General features: G+C 73.9%; 14 protein-coding genes and 1 pseudogene. 9 read left to right on the top strand and 6 right to left on the bottom strand.

Annotation, left to right across the window (positions count from 1 at the left end):
- Positions 1–830 (top strand): 2-oxo acid dehydrogenase subunit E2 (locus tag DMH08_RS31970; protein ID WP_199748105.1); only part of this gene is annotated, 830 nt, incomplete at its 5' end.
- Positions 831–989: 159 nt separating this feature from the next.
- Positions 990–1,727 carry a peptidase E gene (locus DMH08_RS31965; protein ID WP_026405686.1) on the top strand — a complete coding sequence of 246 codons (738 nt, stop codon included), beginning with the start codon at positions 990–992 and terminating at the stop codon, positions 1,725–1,727.
- Positions 1,728–1,782: 55 nt separating this feature from the next.
- Here DMH08_RS31965 and DMH08_RS31960 read toward each other — a convergent pair whose 3' ends face one another.
- Positions 1,783–2,289, bottom strand: coding sequence for a YfbM family protein (locus tag DMH08_RS31960; RefSeq protein WP_026405685.1), 507 nt, complete (start codon positions 2,287–2,289; stop codon positions 1,783–1,785).
- Between the two features lie 224 nt (positions 2,290–2,513).
- Here DMH08_RS31960 and lipA point away from each other — a divergent pair, with 224 nt between their 5' ends.
- Together lipA and DMH08_RS31950 are read left to right on the top strand one after the other, a co-directional pair.
- Complete coding sequence (gene lipA, locus DMH08_RS31955; RefSeq protein WP_026405684.1) at positions 2,514–3,443, top strand: lipoyl synthase; 930 nt, start codon at positions 2,514–2,516, stop codon at positions 3,441–3,443.
- Between the two features lie 66 nt (positions 3,444–3,509).
- Positions 3,510–4,205: a DUF4191 domain-containing protein gene (locus DMH08_RS31950; RefSeq protein ID WP_026405683.1), complete on the top strand. Its 696-nt coding sequence runs from the start codon at positions 3,510–3,512 to the stop codon at positions 4,203–4,205.
- Positions 4,206–4,283: 78 nt separating this feature from the next.
- On the opposite strand, the gene DMH08_RS31945 is transcribed toward DMH08_RS31950, so the two are convergent.
- A complete protein-coding gene (locus tag DMH08_RS31945; RefSeq protein ID WP_026405682.1) occupies positions 4,284–4,754 on the bottom strand; it encodes an RDD family protein in 471 nt (156 codons plus the stop codon).
- A 165-nt stretch (positions 4,755–4,919) separates the two neighbouring features.
- Here DMH08_RS31945 and glnA (DMH08_RS31940) point away from each other — a divergent pair, with 165 nt between their 5' ends.
- Both glnA (DMH08_RS31940) and DMH08_RS31935 read left to right on the top strand, forming a co-directional pair.
- On the top strand, positions 4,920–6,344 hold the full coding sequence (gene glnA, locus DMH08_RS31940) for a type I glutamate--ammonia ligase (protein WP_026405681.1): 1,425 nt from the start codon (positions 4,920–4,922) through the stop codon (positions 6,342–6,344).
- 408 nt (positions 6,345–6,752) lie between these two features.
- Positions 6,753–7,556 (top strand): phosphatase PAP2 family protein, encoded by an 804-nt coding sequence (locus DMH08_RS31935; RefSeq protein ID WP_125619705.1) that lies wholly within the window; start codon positions 6,753–6,755, stop codon positions 7,554–7,556.
- Here the strand turns inward: DMH08_RS31935 and DMH08_RS31930 are convergent.
- Together DMH08_RS31930 and glnA (DMH08_RS31925) are read right to left on the bottom strand one after the other, a co-directional pair.
- A complete protein-coding gene (locus DMH08_RS31930) occupies positions 7,544–10,615 on the bottom strand; it encodes a bifunctional [glutamine synthetase] adenylyltransferase/[glutamine synthetase]-adenylyl-L-tyrosine phosphorylase (RefSeq protein ID WP_125619703.1) in 3,072 nt (1,023 codons plus the stop codon). The two genes, DMH08_RS31935 and DMH08_RS31930, sit on opposite strands and share 13 nt — an antisense overlap.
- Positions 10,616–10,650: 35 nt before the next feature.
- Positions 10,651–12,012 carry a type I glutamate--ammonia ligase gene (glnA, locus tag DMH08_RS31925; RefSeq protein ID WP_026405678.1) on the bottom strand — a complete coding sequence of 454 codons (1,362 nt, stop codon included), beginning with the start codon at positions 12,010–12,012 and terminating at the stop codon, positions 10,651–10,653.
- Positions 12,013–12,272: 260 nt separating this feature from the next.
- On the opposite strand from glnA (DMH08_RS31925), the gene DMH08_RS31920 reads away from it, so the two are divergent.
- Positions 12,273–13,304, top strand: coding sequence for a terpene synthase family protein (locus DMH08_RS31920; protein ID WP_233617927.1), 1,032 nt, complete (start codon positions 12,273–12,275; stop codon positions 13,302–13,304).
- 10 nt (positions 13,305–13,314) lie between these two features.
- Here the strand turns inward: DMH08_RS31920 and DMH08_RS31915 are convergent, their stop codons facing one another.
- A complete protein-coding gene (locus tag DMH08_RS31915; RefSeq protein ID WP_125619702.1) occupies positions 13,315–14,295 on the bottom strand; it encodes an ArsR/SmtB family transcription factor in 981 nt (326 codons plus the stop codon).
- Between the two features lie 55 nt (positions 14,296–14,350).
- On the opposite strand from DMH08_RS31915, the gene DMH08_RS31910 reads away from it, so the two are divergent.
- Complete coding sequence (locus tag DMH08_RS31910; protein WP_199748104.1) at positions 14,351–15,592, top strand: MDR family MFS transporter; 1,242 nt, start codon at positions 14,351–14,353, stop codon at positions 15,590–15,592.
- 33 nt (positions 15,593–15,625) lie between these two features.
- Positions 15,626–17,395, top strand: coding sequence for an NAD+ synthase (locus DMH08_RS31905; RefSeq protein WP_125619700.1), 1,770 nt, complete (start codon positions 15,626–15,628; stop codon positions 17,393–17,395).
- On the opposite strand, the pseudogene DMH08_RS40470 reads toward DMH08_RS31905, so the two are convergent.
- A pseudogene (locus DMH08_RS40470) lies at positions 17,385–17,849 on the bottom strand (hypothetical protein); the annotation flags it as partial. The gene DMH08_RS31905 and the pseudogene DMH08_RS40470 sit on opposite strands and share 11 nt — an antisense overlap.

Genomic DNA, 17,849 nt, shown 5'->3' with positions numbered 1-17,849 from the left:
CCGCCGCCCCGGCCGCCCCGGCGGCGCCCGCGGCCCCGGCCGCGCGCCCGTCCGCCCGCGCCGCGACCCCGCCGCCCGCCGCCGCTCCCGCCGACCAGCTCGCGCTGCGCGGCAAGACCGAGCCGATGTCGCGGATCCGGCAGACGATCGCCCGCCGCATGGTGGAGTCGCTGCAGGTGTCGGCGCAGCTCACCACCGTCGTCGAGGTGGACGTCACGAAGATCGCGCGGCTGCGCGGCCAGGCCAAGGCCGAGTTCGAGGCCCGCGAAGGCGTCAAGCTGTCCTTCCTGCCGTTCTTCGCGATGGCGACCGTCGAGGCGCTCAAGGCGCACCCGAAGCTGAACGCCGTCATCAACAGCGAGACGAACGAGGTCACCTACCACGACGTCGAGAACCTCGCCATCGCGGTGGACGTGCCCGAGCGCGGCCTGATGGTCCCGGTGATCGACAACGCGGGCCAGCTCAACCTGGCCGGGCTCGCGCAGCGGATCGCCGACCTCGCCGAGCGGACCCGCACCGGCAACCTCAGCCCGGACGAGCTCGCCGGCGGCACGTTCACGCTGACCAACACCGGCAGCCGCGGCGCCCTGTTCGACACCCCGATCCTCAACCAGCCGCAGGTCGGGATGCTCGGCACGGGCGCGGTCGTCAAGCGCCCCGCCGTCATCGACGACCCCGAGCTGGGCGAGGTCATCGCCGTCCGGTCCATGGTCTACCTGGCCCTGACCTACGACCACCGGCTCATCGACGGCGCCGACGCCGCCCGCTTCCTGGGCACCGTCAAGCACCGTCTGGAGGAGGGCAACTTCGAGGCCGAGCTCGGCCTCTGACCCTCGTCCCGGTCACCGGAACCCCCGCCGCCCCACCGGCCCGGCGGGGGTTCCGCGCGTCGCGCCCAAGATTCGTCAAAGTCGCGGCCCGCGGTCCGCGGTGGCCGTACGGTGACAGCGACAGCGAACGGCCGTGCCGGACGGCCTGGAGGAGGGCGCATGAGCACCGACGGACAGCCGCACATTCTCGCGATCGGCGGCGGGTCGTTCGTCCCCGACGGCCGGGAGGGGCTCGCGCCGAGCCCGCTGCTGCGCTACGCCGTCGACCTCACCGGGCAGGACCGGCCCCGCGTCTGCTTCCTCACCACCGCCCTCGGCGACGGCGCCGAGTACGTGTCCCGCTTCTACGCCGCGTTCGCGGCCCTGGACGCGGAGGTGAGCCACCTGGCGCTGTTCCCCATGCCGAACGTGGCGGACATGCGGGCGCACCTGCTCACCCAGGACCTCGTGTACGTGTCGGGCGGGAGCGTCGCCAACCTGCTCGCGCTGTGGCGGCTGCACGGCCTCGACGCGATCATGCGGGAGGCGTGGGAGGCGGGCGTCGTGCTGTCCGGGCAGAGCGCGGGGGCGCTGTGCTGGCACGTCGGCGGCAACACCGACTCGTTCGGCCCGCAGCTGCGCCCGCTGACCGACGGCCTCGGGCTCCTGCCGTACTCCTGCGGCGTCCACTACGACAGCGACCCGCAGCGGCGCCCCCTGCTGCAGCAGCTCGTGGGCGAGGGCACCCTGCCCGGCGGCTACGCGGCGGACGAGTCGGTCGCCCTGCACTACGTGGGCACCGAGTTCGTCCAGGCCGTCTCGTTCCGGCAGGAGGCGGGCGCCTACCGGGTGGAGCCGGACGGTCCGGGCACCGCGAAGGAGACGCGCCTCGAGCCCCGGCTCCTCGCCTCGCTCTGAGCCCGCGGAATCCGCGGGCCCCGGTCGGGTGGGCGCAGGTCCGGTGGGAAGCGAGTCAGGTGGGGAGCATCACCTTGTAGACGGCCTCGCCCTCGTCGGCGGCCGCGCCGAAGAGCCCGGTGAGCGCCCGGTAGGCGGGCGCGAGCGTCGCGTCGAGGACGGCGGCGTCGAGGCCCTCCGCGTCCTGGACGCCCGCGGCGCGCATCGCGGCGGCGTCGAAGCGGGCGGCGACGTCGGCGAACGGCGTCGCCGCGAGGTGGTCGGCGGCGGGCTTGACGCGGTCCGGGGCCAGGTAGACGACGTCCATGCCGAGCTCGTCGGCGCCGTCCTCGGTGAGCAGCCGCCCGCCGCACACCACGTCCGCCTCGGGCTGGCGGCCCTCCCACGCGTCGCCCGTCAGCAGGAAGTGCAGCGCCTGCCAGGCGCCGCCGAGGTCGACGGGCGCGGACGCGGCGCGGCAGCGCCACTCGCGGTCGCCGAACACGCGGCGGGCGATCCGGCCGGGGTCCGACTCCCCCTCCAGCACGGGCGGCACCCTGAGGTACGACATTGCCAGACCCACCGCGCTCCTCCTGTCCGCTCGCTGACCGTGACGACTCTTCGTGACGACAGGGAGCCACCCTAGAGACGTCCGGGGAAAGAGATGACCGAAACACGCGAATCCGCGGCGCCCCGCCGTTAACGTCACTCGTTCGAGATCCCCCCGATACGGCTTCGACGCCGGGCCGGGGGCGGGCGGTCGCGCACGGTGTGCCGATCCCTGGAACCGCGACGTAGGCTGAACGCGTGACAACGGTGACACCTGAGGGGCGCAAGCTCCTGCGCATTGAGGCACGCAACAGCCAGACCCCGATCGAGCGCAAGCCCGAATGGATCAAGACCCGGCTGAAGATGGGCCCGCAGTACAGGGAGCTCATCGGGCTGGTGAAGTCCGAGGGCCTGCACACGGTGTGCCAGGAGGCGGCCTGTCCCAACATCTTCGAATGCTGGGAGGACCGCGAGGCCACGTTCCTCATCGGCGGGGAGCAGTGCACCCGGCGCTGCGACTTCTGCAACATCGACACGGGCAAGCCCGCCGCGCTCGACCGGGACGAGCCGCGCCGCGTCGCCGAGTCCGTCGTGACGATGGGCCTGAAGTACGCCACCGTCACGGGCGTCGCCCGCGACGACCTGGAGGACGGCGGCGCCTGGCTGTACGCGGAGACGGTGCGGCAGATCCACGCGGCCGTGCCCGGCTGCGGCGTCGAGCTGCTCATCCCCGACTTCAACGCGGTGCCCGAGCAGCTCGCCGAGGTGTTCTCGTCGCGGCCGGAGGTCCTCGCGCACAACGTCGAGACCGTCCCGCGGATCTTCAAGCGGATCCGCCCCGGGTTCCGCTACGAGCGCTCCCTGGAGGTGATCTCCAGGGCCCGCGAGGACGGGCTGGTCACCAAGTCGAACCTGATCCTGGGCATGGGCGAGACCCGCGAGGAGGTCTCCACCGCGCTGCGCGACCTGCACGACGCCGGTTGCGAACTCATCACGATCACGCAGTACCTGCGGCCGTCCCCGCGGCACCACCCGGTCGAGCGCTGGGTGAAGCCGGAGGAGTTCGTGGAGCTGGCGGACGAGGCCCGGGAGATCGGCTACGCGGGCGTGATGTCCGGTCCGCTCGTCCGGTCCAGCTACCGCGCCGGGCGCCTCTACAAGCAGGCGATCGAGGCCCGGGAGTCCTGACGCGCACGCCGTTCGGGGACGAATCGCCTGTCCGGTGACGACCCCGACCCGACTATCCTTGGAACCATGTCGAAAAAGCCCGCAGACGGAGGCCAGGAGCGTCCGGGCCGCCTCAAGCAGATCCGCATGGTCGCCCAGGTGCTGCACCAGGCGAACCCGAAGGCCCTCCCGATCGTCTTCGCCTCGGCGCTCGGGACGCTGGCCGTCCTCGTCGCCATCGGGCTGATCTTCGGCCAGCTCTGGTTCTTCATCCCGCTGGGCATCCTGGCCGCGTTCGCGGTCGGCATGATCGTGTTCGGGCAGCTGGCGCAGCGCGCCCAGTACAAGGTGATCGCGGGGCAGCCGGGCGCGGCCGCCGCGATCCTGAAGAACATGCGCGGCGGCTGGACCGTCACCGAGGCGGTGGCCGGCAACCGCAACCTCGACATGGTGCACCGCGCGGTCGGGCGCGCCGGGGTCGTGCTGGTCTCCGAGGGCCCCCGCAACCGGGTCGGGCACCTGCTCGGCGCGGAGAAGAAGCGCATCTCCCGCGCGGCCCAGCAGGTCCCCATCTACGACGTCCAGGTGGGCGACGACGAGGGGCAGATCCCGGTGGACAAGCTGCAGCGGCACCTGATGAAGCTGCCGCGCAACCTGAGCAAGGGCCAGGTCGCGGAGCTGAACGACCGGCTGCAGGCGCTGCCCCGCGCCATGCAGATGCCGAAGGGCCCGATCCCGAAGGGCGCGAAGATGCCCAAGGGCCCCAAGCCCCGGATGCGCTGACGACGGAACGGCGAAGCGCCCCCTCCCGGACGGGAGGGGGCGCTTCGCATGGTCGGGGTGCGCGTGGGCGGGCGCGGGTCAGATGTTCACGACGGCGGTGTTGGCCGCCCGGTCGTGCAGTCCGCGGTAGTCGCGGTCCCAGAGCAGGGCCGGGACGACGAGGAGCAGCAGGAGCGTGCGCGCGAGGCCCCAGCCGAGCCCCACCGGACGCCCGTCCAGCCGGATCACCCGGATCCCGCACAGCCGCTTGCCGATCGTCATGCCGATCATCGAGGTGAGCAGCCACGCCTGGATGCCGAAGACGACGAGCGTCCAGGTGCTGCGCTCGGGCGGCCCCCAGTCGAGGGTGCGCGCCAGCATGCTCGCGACCAGCATCGACAGCCCCCAGTCGACGAACAGCGCGCCGATCCTGCGCGGGTAGCTCGCGACGGCGCCGCTGCCGCTCTCCGGAAAACCGAACCGCTCCCCGGGGTCCCCGAGGTCGGCCCCTGCCGCGCGCGCGCCGCTCAGCCACGTCTGCGTCCAGCGCGGGCCCTTGCCACTGCTCATGTCCCTACGCTATCCGCTCCCCCGGCGGGTTCCGACGGGCCCTCGCCCCGGACGGTCCGTCACAGGAAGGGCGACCCGCGTAACACGCTCGAAACATATGGGACATGGCCGGGAAACGGCGGCTGCCTAGCCTCTTGGATAGCCAAGGAGTGCCAAGGAGGCCGGATGTTCAGCAGCGCCGAAGAGATCCTGAGCTATATCAGGGACGAGGACGTACGGTTCGTCGACTGCCGGTTCGTGGACCTGCCGGGGAAGATGCAGCACCTGACGTTCCCCGTCGAGCGCTTCGACGAGAGCATCTTCACCGAGGGCCTGATGTTCGACGGCTCGTCCGTCCGCGGGTTCCAGGAGATTCACGAGTCGGACATGCTGCTGCTGCCCGACCCGGCGACCGCCGTGCTCGACCCGTTCCGGCAGCACAAGACGCTGAACCTGAACTTCTTCGTGCACGACCCGCTGACCGGGGAGCCCTACAGCCGCGACCCGCGCAACGTCGCGAAGAAGGCCCAGGACTACCTGCGCGGTTCCGGCATCGCCGACACCTGCTACTTCGGCCCCGAGGCGGAGTTCTACATCTTCGACGACGTCCGCTTCCAGACGTCGCCGAACGCCGGCTTCTACCACCTGGACTCCATCGAGGGCGCGTGGAACACCGGCCGCGAGGAGCCGGGCGGCAACCTGGGCGCCAAGCCCGGCTACAAGGGCGGCTACTTCCCCGTCCCGCCGATGGACCACTACACCGACCTGCGCTCGGAGATGTCCGCGCAGCTGCTGAACGTCGGCCTGAACGTCGAGCTGCACCACCACGAGGTCGGCACCGCGGGCCAGTCCGAGATCGGCGTCAAGTTCGACACCCTCCTGAAGGCCGCCGACAACCTCCTGCTCTACAAGTACGTCGTCAAGAGCGTCGCGCGCGCCGCGGGCAAGACCGTCACGTTCATGCCCAAGCCGATCTTCGGTGACAACGGGTCCGGCATGCACTGCCACCAGTCGCTGTGGAAGGACGGCTCGCCGCTCTTCTACGACGAGGTCGGGTACGCGGGCCTGTCCGACAACGCCCGCTACTACATCGGCGGCCTGCTCAAGCACGCGCCGTCCCTGCTGGCCTTCACCAACCCGACGGTGAACTCCTACCACCGCCTGGTCCCCGGCTACGAGGCCCCGGTCAACCTGGTCTACTCGCAGCGGAACCGCTCGGCCTGCATCCGGATCCCGATCACCGGCTCCAACCCGAAGGCCAAGCGCGTCGAGTTCCGCGTGCCGGACCCGTCCTGCAACCCGTACCTGGCCTTCTCGGCGATGCTGATGGCCGGCCTGGACGGCATCAAGAACAAGATCGAGCCCGCGGAGCCGGTCGACAAGGACCTCTACGAGCTCCCGCCGGAGGAGGCCCGCGCGATCCCGCAGGTCCCCGGCTCGCTCCCCGAGGTCCTCGCGGCCCTCGAGGCCGACCACGACTACCTGCTCGAGGGCGGCGTCTTCACCCAGGACCTCATCGACACCTGGATCTCGATGAAGAACGAGTTCGAGATCGACCCGATCCGCCTCCGCCCGCACCCCCACGAGTTCGAGATGTACTACGACATCTAAAGATCCCCACCGATTCGCGCGGCCCCGGCGGTTCTCCGCTGGGGCCGCGCGATGTCGTGCCGCCGGACGGGCGATGTCGTGCCGCCGGACGGGCGGCGGCGCGACGCCGGACGGGGCGGGGCGCGCGGTCTGGTCCCGGAGGTGTGGCCGGGGTCACCTGAAATCAACCGGAAAGGTTCGGTTAACTCCACCCAAAGACCGGAGACGGGGTCAGGGTCGTACTACTCAGGTCTGAGGTGAAGACCGTTCGCTGCGGTGATCACATATCTGGGCCGCCGGAGAAGGATGGTCGGTATGGCCCAGATCGCCCCCCCGGCCGCTCACCGAGTCCCGGCCCACCCGGCCCCGCGCGGTGAGCGGCGACGGCAGGCCGCCCCGCCGCGGCGCCGGGTGTTCACGGTACCCCCGGTGTGGCGCGAACTGCTGCTGATCGTCGTCTTCTACACCGGTTACTCGCTGACGCGCATCGTGCTGGTGCAGGACGGCACCGCGTCCGCGTTCGCCCACGCGGACCAGATCCTGCGGTTCGAAGGGGCGCTGGGCCTCGACGTCGAGCTGTCGCTCAACCGCGCGCTGCTGGACCTGCCGTGGCTGGCGAAGGCGGCGAACGTCTTCTACGCGACGATGCACTTCGCCGTGACGCTCGGCATGGTGGTGTGGCTGTACCTGCGCCGGCCGCAGGACTACCGGTGGCTGCGGACGTCCCTGATGATCGCGACCGGGGTGGCGGTGCTCGGCTTCTGGCTGTACCCGCTGGCGCCGCCGCGGTTCCTGCACGAGGCGGGGTTCGTCGACCCGGTGACGGCGCTGCAGTCGTTCGGCCTGTACGCGAGCGACGCGTCGGCGACGATGACGAACCAGTACGCGGCGATGCCGTCGATGCACGCGGGCTGGGCGCTGTGGTGCGGGTTCATCATGGTGCGGCTGACGGCGCGGCGGTGGCTGAAGGCGCTGGGCGTGCTGTACCCGGTGACGACCACGCTGGTGATCCTCGCGACCGCCAACCACTACGTGCTGGACGCGGCCGCGGGGTTCGCGGTGGTCGCGGGCGCGCTGGCGGTGTCGTGGCTGCTGTACGCGCGGACGCCGCGGCGGCTGCTGGACGCGCGGGACCGGCTGCTCGGGCGGTGCGCGCCCGCCGCGCCCGTCCCGGCGCCGCGGCCCGCCGCCGGCGACCGTCCTGAGCCGGTGGGGGCCGGTCAGTCGGCGTAGCCGTAGAAGACCCGCTCGACGACCGCGCGGGCGCGGCGGGTGCAGCGGCGGTGGTCCTCCAGGAGGTCTCCGGCGGTGGCGTGGCCGAGGACGCGGGCGACGGCGCTGCGGTCGCTGCGGTTGTCGGTGGGCAGCAGGTCGGACGCCCTGCCGCGGACGAGCATGACGGCGCCGCGGATGCGGGTCGCGAGTTTCCAGGCGGCGGCGAGCACCTCGGCGTCGGCGGGGTCGAGCAGGTCCGCGCCGACGGCGGCGTCGAGCGCGGCGAGGGTGCGGGTGGTGCGCAGTTCCGGGACGTCGTGGGCGTGCTGCAGCTGGATGAGCTGGACGACCCATTCGACGTCCGACAGGCCGCCGGGGCCGAGCTTGACGTGCAGGCGCGGGTCGGCGCCGCGCGGGAGCCGCTCGGACTCCATGCGGGCCTTCAGGCGGCGGATCTGCCGGACGGCGTCGTCGGCGATGCCGCCGGGCGGGCGGCGGATCGGGTCGATGAGGGCGCGGAACCGGTCGCGCAGGCCGGGGTCGCCGATCATCGGGTCGGCGCGCAGCAGCGCCTGCGTCTCCCACGGCTCGGACCAGCGGGCGTAGTAGGCGGCGTAGGACGCGAGGGTGCGGACGAGCGGGCCGCGGCGGCCCTCGGGCCGCAGGTCGGGGTCGATGGCCAGCGGCGGGTCGGAGGCGGGCAGCGACAGCAGCCGGCGCAGTTCCTCGGCGACGGCGCGGGCGGCGCGGTCCGCGGCGCGCTCGTCGGCGCCGGGGAGCGGGTCGTGGACGAACATGACGTCGGCGTCGCTGCCGTAGCCGAGTTCGCGCCCGCCGAAGCGTCCCATCGCGACGACCGCCATGCGGGTGGGCAGCGGCGCGCCGGTGCGGGCCTCGACCGCGTCGGTCGCGGCGCGCAGGGCGGCCTCGACGGTGACGGCGGCGATGTCGGTGAGGGCCTCGCCGACGGCGGTGACGTCGGCGAGGCCGAGCAGGTCGGCGACGGCGACGCGGAACAGCTCGCGGCGGCGCAGGGCCCGCACGACGGTGACGGCGTCCTCGGCGGCGGCGGTGGCGGCGTCCGCGGCGGTGGACGGGGCGTGCCTGCGGACGGCCGCGAGCGCCTCGGCGCGCAGCGCGTCGTGGGGGCGGGGCGCGAGTTCGGCGTCGCCGGCGAGCATGGCGACGGCCTCGGGGGCGCGCAGCAGCAGGTCGGTGGCGTAGCGGCTGGCGCCGAGCACCCACGCCATCCGCTCGGCGACGGTGATGTCGTCGCGGAGCAGCCGCAGGTACCAGGGGGTGGTGCCGAGGGCGTCGCTGACCTGCCGGAAGCCGAGCAGACCGGCGTCCGGGTCGGGGGCGTCGGCGAACCAGCCGAGCATGACCGGCAGCAGGGTGCGCTGGATGGCGGCGCGGCGCGACACCCCGGCGGTGAGGGCCTCGATGTGCCGCAGGGCGCCGGCGGGGTCGTTGTAGCCGAGGGCTTCGAGGCGGGTGCGGGCGGCTTCGGGGGTGAGCCGCGCCTCCTCCTCGGGGAGCCGCGCGACGGCCCGCAGCAGCGGCGCGTAGAACAGCTTCTCGTGCAGCCGGCGGACCTCGCGGGCGTGCCGCCGCCACAGCGCGGTGAACTCGCCGACCGGGTCGGTGCGCAGGCCGAGGGCGCGGCCGAGGCGGCGCAGCTCGTCCTCGTCGTCGGGGACGAGGTGGGTGCGGCGCAGCCGGTGCAGCTGCAGGAGGTGCTCGACGCGGCGCAGGAACCGGTAGGCGGACGTGAGGGCCGCGGCGTCCTCGCGGCCGACGTAGCCGCCGCGCGACAGGTCGGCGAGCGCCTCGAGGGTGGTGGGGCTGCGGAGCGTCTCGTCGGTGCGGCCGTGGACGAGCTGGAGGAGCTGGACGGCGAACTCGACGTCGCGCAGGCCGCCGGGGCCGAGCTTGAGCTGCCGTTCGGCCTCGGCGCCGCGCCGGTCGAGGTCGGCCTCGACGCGGCGCCGCATGGCCTGGACGTCCTCGACGAAGTCCTCGCCTTCGGCGGCGGCCCACACGATGGGCGCGACGGCGTCGATGTAGCGGGCGCCGAGGTCGGCGTCGCCGGCGACGGGCCGGGCCTTCAGCAGCGCCTGGAACTCCCAGGTCTTCGCCCAGCGCTCGTAGTAGGCGCGGTGGCTGGCGAGGGTCCGGACGAGGGGGCCGGCCTTGCCCTCGGGGCGCAGCGCGGCGTCGACCTCCCAGAGGGAGCCCTCCTCGGTGCTGGCGGAGCAGGCGCGCATGGTGGCGGCGGCGAGCCGCGTCGCGGCGCGCAGCGCGGCGTCCTCGGGGGCGCCGTCGCGGGCCTCGGCGACGAACACGACGTCGACGTCGCTGACGTAGTTCAGCTCGCGGCCGCCGCACTTGCCCATGCCGATGACGGCGAGGCGGCAGGACGGGTGCTCGGGGACCTCGGCGCGGGCGATCGCCAGGCCCGCCTCGAGCGCGGCGGCGGCGAGGTCGGCGAGTTCGGCGGCGACCCGGGCGACGTCGGCGGCGCCGACGAGGTCGCGCCCGGCGAGGTCGAGCAGGCGGCGCCGGTACGCGACGCGCAGCGCGGCGGGCGCGGCGCTCCCCGCGGACGCGGCGACGGGCTCGGCGTCGCCGGGGCGGGCGCCGACGGCGGCGAGCAGTTCGGCGCGGACGTCGCCGAAGCCGGCGTGGTGGTCGCGCAGGACGTGCCAGTGACCGGGGTGCCGGACGAGGTGGTCGCCGAGCGCGGCGCTGGCGCCGAGGACGGCGGTCAGCCGGTCGCGGGTGCCGTCCTCGTCGGCGAGGGCGGCGCGCAGTCCGGCGCCCTCGCCGTGCTCGTCTGCGGCGGCGAGCAGCCGGAGCAGGGCGCCGAGGGCGAGGTCGGGGTCGGCGGTGCCGCCGAGGACGCCGAGCAGCGCCTCCAGGAGCGGGCCGTCGAGCCGGACGCCGTCCGCCGCCTCGGCCTCGCGGACGAGCCGCTGCGCGCGTCCCGCGTCGGTGAAGCCGAGGCGTGCCAGGCGTCCGGCGAGGGACGGGCGGCGGTCGCGGTTCCTGGGCTCGGTGGTCCTGGGCTCGGTCACGCCTCAACCGTAATGCGCCGCGCCCCCGGCGGGGGTCACAGGACGGCCAGCAGCCGCCTGCGCTCGAACTCGGTGACCTCGCGGCGGTAGTCCTCCCACTCCTGCCGCTTGTTGCGGAGGAAGAAGTCGAAGACGTGCTCGCCGAGGACGTCGGCCATCAGCTCGCTGCGCTCCATGGCGTGGACGGCCTCGTCGAGGTTCTGCGGGAGCGGCTCTATGCCGAGGGCGCGCCGCTCGGCGGGGGTGAGCGCCCACACGTCGTCCTCGGCGCCCGCCGGGAGCTCGTAGCCCTCCTCGATGCCCTTGAGCCCGGCGCCGAGGATCGCGGCGAACGCGAGGTAGGGGTTGGCGGCGGTGTCGAGGGAGCGGAACTCGATCCGGGTGGAGTGGCCCTTGTGCGGCTTGTACATCGGGACGCGGACGAGCGCGGAGCGGTTGTTGTGGCCCCAGCAGATGTAGGACGGGGCCTCTCCCCCGGCGCCCGCGGCGGATCCGACGTTGCCCCACAGCCGCTTGTAGGAGTTGACCCACTGGTTGCAGACGGCCGTGATCTCGGCGGAGTGCCGCAGGACGCCCGCGATGAACGCGCGCCCGACCTTCGACAGCTTGAACTCGGCGCCCGGCTCGTAGAAGGCGTTGCGGTCGCCCTCGAACAGGGACATGTGGGTGTGCATGCCGGAGCCGGGGTGGTCGGTGAACGGCTTCGGCATGAAGGACGCGTGCACGCCCTGCTCGAGCGCGACCTCCTTCATGACCAGCCGGAACGTCATGATGTTGTCGGCGGTGGTGAGCGCGTCGGCGTAGCGCAGGTCGATCTCCTGCTGGCCGGGGGCGCCCTCGTGGTGGCTGTACTCGACGGAGATGCCCATCGACTCCAGCATCATGATCGCGTTGCGCCGGAAGTCGTGCGCGGCGCTGTGCGGGGTGTGGTCGAAGTAGCCGCCGGAGTCGGCGGGCTCGGGCTCGCTGCCGTCCTCCGGCTTGGTGTTCAGCAGGAAGAACTCGATCTCGGGGTGGGTGTAGAACGTGAACCCGAGGTCGGCGGCGCGGGCGAGCGCGCGCTTGAGGACGTACCGGGGGTCGGCGAAGCTCGGCGACCCGTCCGGCATGAGGATGTCGCAGAACATCCGGCCGACGCCGGGCGACTCCGAGCGCCACGGCAGGACCTGGAACGTGGACGGGTCGGGCTTGGCGATCATGTCGGCCTCGTAGACGCGGGCGAAGCCCTCGATCGCCGAGCCGTCGAAACCGATGCCCTCGCCGAAGGCGCCCTCCAGTTCGGCGGGCGCGACTGCCACCGACTTCAGGAACCCGAGCACGTCGGTGAACCACAGCCGGATGAACCGGATGTCGCGCTCCTCCAGCGTCCGGAGCACGAACTCCTGCTGACGGTCCAAAGCCTTCTCCCTCGGTGCCTTGCTCCGCCGGCCCGCCGGAGCGACGGGTCCGGCCACTGTGCAGTATGCCCGGCCGCTGTTACCACGACGTTACGCGTTCCGCGTCGTTCCCGTGGCCGCCGGGTGGCGTGTTCGCTCTCGGCCGTGCGTCCGAAGGTATCGGACCTTCCCCCCATACCGCCCGCCCGTCCGGGCCCCGAGCAGCCGTTTCCCGAATCTTGACGTGCCGATCGGGCCTCCGCCGGGAACTGATCATTAACGTGAACCGCGTCGTGGACATCTCTCTTCTTCTCTCGACGGCCGACGGGGCCGCCGCACTGGCGGCGCCCGCGGCCATGCACCCGGAGTCGTGGCGGCTGTGCGCGCAGGTGGAGACCTGGGCGCGCGGCCGCGGCCTGGTGCTCGGAGATCCGGACACCTCACCGCTCGGCCGGGCCCGCTGCGAGCGGCTGGCCGCGCGCGTCTTCCCGACCGCCGACCTCGCCGCCGTGGACCTGTTCGCCCGCTGGCTGACCTGGACGCTCGCGCTGGACGACATGCTCGACCATCCGCCGCTCGCCGACAGCGGCAGCGCCGTGCACTCGCTGTACGACGACCTGCTGCGCGCGACCCGCCGCGGGCATCCCCGCCCGGGGGCGCGGCCGCTGGAGGCGACCCTGGTGGAGCTGTGGCACGCCACGGCCGCGGGCATGAGCCGCGACTGGCGCCGCCGCTTCATGCTCCACCTGGAGGCGCACCGGGACGCCTGCGCGGAGGAGGCGGTGAACCGCCGCATCAAGCACGTGCCGACGCCGCGCGAGTTCGCGCCGCTGCGCCGCCGCGCGTGCGGGCCGTTCCTGTACGACCTGGTCGAGCCCGTCCTCGGTGTCGAGCTGCCGGTGCGGCTGCTGCGGACGCCCCGCTGGAAGGCGCTCGCGCACGCCGTCGCCGACGCCGTCGCGTGGTCCAACGACCTCGCCTCGCACGACCTGGAGGCCGCGCGCGGCGACGTCCACGACCTGCCGGCGGTGCTCGCCCGGGCCGAGGGGACGACGCCCGCGCAGGCCGGCGCGGCCGTGGCGGCGCGCGTCGCCGAGCGGATCGAGGACGCCCGGGAGGCCGCGCGGCGGCTGCCGGACATGCTCGACCGGCTGGAGCTGACCGTCGCGCAGCGCGCGGCGGCGGCCCAGGTCGTCCGGGTCCTGCTGGACACGCCGCGGGCGCACGTCGACTGGCTCGTCGAGTCCGGGCGGTACGAGGCGGGCGCGGCGGTCCCGGCGCCGCGGCTGGACGCGCTGGCGTCGCTGCGCTGACCCCGGTGGGTCAGCGGGGCGCCGCGCCGGGGGCGGCGGCGAGGGCGTCGCCCGCCGGCGTCCGGGAGTACAGCACGCGGCGGCCGAGCCGGTGCCCGGTGACGAGCCCGCAGGCGCGGAGCACGCCGAGGTGCTGGCTGACCGCCGCGGGCGTGACGCCGAGCCGTCCGGCCAGCTCGGTCGTGGACGCCGGGGACGCGAGCGCGAGCAGCAGCCCGGCGCGGCGGCGGCCGAGCAGCGCGGCGAGCGCGGCGGCGGGGCCGTCCGGCCCGGCCGGGCGGCGCGTCTCCCAGAGGGCCGCGACACCGTTCGGCGGGTAGCTGAGCATCGGCTGGTAGGGCGGCACCATCACCGACGTGTCCGGCCAGACGAACGAGCTCGGGACCAGCAGCAGGCCGCGCCCGTCCAGGGCGCCGCGGAAGTCCCAGCGGCGGTCGATCGCGAGCGTCCCCGAGCGCCAGGCGACCGACGGGTGCAGGCCGCCGAACACCCCGGCGGCGCCCTCCGCGGCGAGGGCGCGGGTGCGGCGCAGGACGTCGCCCTCCAGCAGGTCGCGGATCCGCGGCCAGTACGGCTCGACGGCCGCGGCCCAGTACTCCTCGAGCAGGTCGGCGACGGCCGCCAGTGCGCGCGCGGGGCGCTCCGCCATCTCCGCGCGGACCGGGTCGGGCGGCAGGAACCGCAGTTCGGCGGCGACCACCTCGGGCGGCGTGGCCCGGACGGTCTCCAGTTCGGCGCCGAGGTCGGGCAGCGGGGTGTCCGGCGGCGGGGTGAGGAAGTCGGGGATGTAGCCCCAGGCGGGGACGATCCGCCGCAGCGGCGCGAGGTCCCGCCCGCGCAGGCGGGGCCGGACGGCGTGCACCCACGGCAGGTGGAGGGCGTGCCCGGACGGGTCGGCGAGGACCCGCAGGCTGCGCACCATCTCCCACAGCGGGGAGAACGCGAACCGGACCCGCGCCACGTCGTCCGGAGCGAACACCAGCTCGACCATTAAGCCCAGACTAAATGAATATCGCTCCCCCGGCGGCTCCCCGACCATCGGACCCGTGACCACCGCGCAACACGCCCCCGCCGGCCCGCCGCCCGGCCGCATCGCCGCGTTCCTCGCCCCCCGCGTCGGCGGATTCCCCCGCACCTTCTGGGTGCTGTGGGCGGGCACGCTCCTCAACCGGCTCGGCACGATGGTCGAGCCCTTCCTCGGCCTCTACCTGACCACCATGCGGGGCCTGTCGCTGGCGCAGGCCGGCGTGGTGATGGCGCTGCTCGGCGCCGGCTCGCTCGCCGGCCAGCTCGTCGGCGGCGTCCTCGCCGACCGCGTCGGCCGCCGCGCCACGCTGACCGCCGCGACCGTCGGCGCCGGCGCCGCGATGCTCGCCCTCGGCCACGCCCGGGGCATCGCGGCGCTCGCCGCGTCCGCGCTCGTCCTCGGGCTGCTGCTGGACATGTACCGGCCCGCGTCGCAGGCGATGGTCGCCGACATCATCTCCCCGGCGGACCGCCCCCGCGCCTTCGGGCTGCTGTTCTGGGCCGTCAACCTCGGCTGGGCCGTGGCGATGGTGCTCGGCGGGACGCTCGCCCGCGAGGGCTTCCTGTGGCTGTTCTGGATCGACGCCCTCACCTGCGCGGCGTTCGGGGTGCTGGTGTGGCGCGCCGTCCCCGAGACGCGGGACCGCGCGGCGCGCGCGTCGGCCGCCCCGGGCGGGTTCCGGCGCGCGCTGCGGGACCGCGTCATGGCCGCCTACGTCGTCATCACGCTGCTGTACACGTTCGTGCTGATGCAGGGCATGACGACCATGCCGCTGGCGATGAAGGAGGACGGCCTCGGCGCGCAGGCGTACGGGCTGGCGATCGCCGCGAACGGAGTGCTGATCGTCGTCGTGCAGCCCCTGGTGAACGCCTGGCTGAGCCGCCGCGACCACAGCCGCGTGCTGGTCGCCGGGTTCGTCCTCGTCGGCACCGGGTACGGGCTGACCGCGCTGGTCTCGTCACTGCCCGGCTACACCTTGACGATCATGGTGTGGACGTGCGGCGAGATCGTCGCGGCGGCCGTCCTGCAGGCGGTCGTCGCCGACCTCGCCCCCGCTGACCTGCGCGGGCGCTACAACGGCCTGTACGGGATGGCGTGGGCGGGCGGGTTCCTGCTGGCGCCGCTCGGCGGCACCCAGCTGCTCGGCCTCGGCGGAGGGCCCGCGCTGTGGCTGACGTGCCTGGTCATCGCCCTCGTCGCGGCGGCGGGCCAGCTCGCGCTCGCCCCCGCCGTCCGCCGCCGCCATTTCTCGTCAGAGTGACGATACCGGTTCGGGACGTACTACCCTGGGAGGGTGGCACAGCTCCGGATCGCGCTCGCGCAGGTGAACCCGACCGTCGGCGACCTCGACGGCAACGCCGACCTCATCGTGGACTGGACGCGGGCGGCCGCCGACGCCGGCGCCCACCTCGTCGCCTTCCCCGAGATGGCGCTCACCGGCTACCCCGTCGAGGACCTCGCGCTGCGGCCGTCCTTCGTCGAGGCGTCCCGGCGCGCCCTCCGCCGCGTCGCGCGCCGCCTCGCCGACGCCGGCATGGGCGGCGTCCCCGTCGTCGTCGGCACCCTCGACCGCCGGGAGGGCGGCCGCCGGCCGCTGAACGCCGTCGCGTGGCTGCACGGCGGCGACGTCCTGATCTCCTCGGCGAAGCACCACCTGCCGAACTACGGCGTCTTCGACGAGTTCCGCATCTTCGAGCGCGCCGACGTGCTCCCGGTCGTCCGGCTGCACGGCATCGACGTCGCCACCGTCATCTGCGAGGACCTCTGGCAGGAGGGCGGCCCCGCGAGCGTCACCCGCGCCGCGGGCGCCGGGCTCCTCCTCTCCGTCAACGCCTCCCCCTACGAGCGCGAGAAGGACGACGTCCGCCTCGACCTGTGCGCCAGGCGCGCGCGCGAAGCGGGCTGCGCCCTCGCCTACGTGAACATGGTCGGCGGCCAAGACGAACTGGTCTTCGACGGCGACTCCGTCATCGTCGGCCCGGACGGCGCGCCCATCGCCCGCGCGCCCCAGTTCGTCGACCACCTCCTCATCACCGACCTCGACCTGCCCGAGGCGTCCCCGGACGAAGGCCCCGCCTCCGTCGACGCGCCCGGCGGCACGACGTTCACCGTCGAGCGCCGCACGCTGTCCGCGTCCCCCCTGCCCGCCTACGACCCCGAACCGCCGACCGTCTCCGAACCCCTGGACGACCTCGCGGAGATCTACGCGGCGCTCGTCGTCGGCACCCGCGACTACGCCCGCAAGAACGGGTTCCGCTCGGTCGTCCTCGGCCTGTCCGGCGGCATCGACTCCGCCCTCGTCGCGACGATCGCGTCCGACGCCGTCGGCCCCGAGAACGTCCACACCGTCCTGCTGCCCAGCCGCTACTCGTCCGAGGGCTCGGTGTCCGACGCCGAGGACTTCGTGAAGCGGCAGGGCGTGCACTCCCGGATCGTCCCGATCGCCCGGATGGTCGAGGCGTTCGAGGCCGAACTCGACCTGCACGGCCTCGCCGCCGAGAACCTGCAGGCCCGCATCCGCGCGAACGTGTGGATGGGCCTGTCGAACGAGCACGGCCACCTCGTCCTCACCGGCGGCAACAAGAGCGAGCTCGCCACCGGCTACTCCACCCTCTACGGCGACTCCGCCGGCGGGTTCGCGCCGATCAAGGACGTCTTCAAGACCACCGTCTGGGACCTCGCCCGCTGGCGCAACACCGCGCTCGCCGCCGACCTGCCGTTCCTGCACCCCTTCGCGCAGGAGCCCGTCCCCGAGGCGATCATCGTGAAGGAGCCGTCCGCCGAACTGCGCCCCGGCCAGCGCGACCGCGACAGCCTCCCCGAGTACTCCGTCCTCGACCCCGTCCTCGCCGACTACGTCGAGCGCGACATGGGCCGCGACGCCCTCGTCGCCGCCGGGCACGACGCCGAGCTCGTCGACCGCGTCGTCCGCCTGGTCGACATCGCCGAGTACAAGCGGCGCCAGTACCCGCCCGGCCCCAAGATCACCCCGAAGAACTTCGGGCGCGACCGCCGCCTCCCCATCACCAACCGCTGGCGCGAGCGCGGCGACGTCACTCCGTGAGCGCCCGCCGCAGGGCCGTCGCGGCGATCGCGATCGCCGTCGTGCGGGTCGCGTAGGACAGCAGCGCCGGCGCCAGCTCGCCGCCCACCGCGAGGTGCCGGTCGAACTCCAGCACCAGCACGTCCGCGCCGACGTCCCGCAGGATGTCCCGCACCTTCCCGACGTCCACCAGCCGCCGGTGCGCCGGCGAGCGGACGGTCAGCACCACCAGCGTCCGGGGCACCAGCCCCCGCAGGTCCCCGGAGCCGAGCCAGTCGAGGGCGCGGCCGGCGGCGGCGGCGCCCTCCACCGTCGCCGGCGTCACCAGGACCTGCGCGTGCGCCCCGGCCAGCACGGCCCGGTGCAGCGGCGTGTGGACGCCCGCGCCGCAGTCGGTGACCGTCACCCCGAAGAACCGGCTGAGCGCGAGCCCCGCCGTGGCGTAGACGTCCGCGTCCAGACCGCCGTCCCCGAC

It is taken from the genome of Actinomadura sp. WAC 06369 (genome assembly GCF_003947565.1).
GTDB lineage: Bacteria > Actinomycetota > Actinomycetes > Streptosporangiales > Streptosporangiaceae > Spirillospora > Spirillospora rifamycini.
This window is presented reverse-complemented; position numbering and strand designations above follow the sequence as displayed.

Bases quoted from the DNA above. Each gene is read 5' to 3' on its own strand.
- glnA (WP_026405681.1), top strand. From the start codon at position 4,920: ATGTTCAGCAGCGCCGAAGAGATCCTGAGCTATATCAGGGACGAGGAC.
- DMH08_RS31945 (WP_026405682.1), bottom strand. From the start codon at position 4,754: ATGAGCAGTGGCAAGGGCCCGCGCTGGACGCAGACGTGGCTGAGCGGC.
- DMH08_RS31950 (WP_026405683.1), top strand. From the start codon at position 3,510: ATGTCGAAAAAGCCCGCAGACGGAGGCCAGGAGCGTCCGGGCCGCCTC.
- DMH08_RS31915 (WP_125619702.1), bottom strand. From the start codon at position 14,295: ATGGTCGAGCTGGTGTTCGCTCCGGACGACGTGGCGCGGGTCCGGTTC.
- DMH08_RS31965 (WP_026405686.1), top strand. From the start codon at position 990: ATGAGCACCGACGGACAGCCGCACATTCTCGCGATCGGCGGCGGGTCG.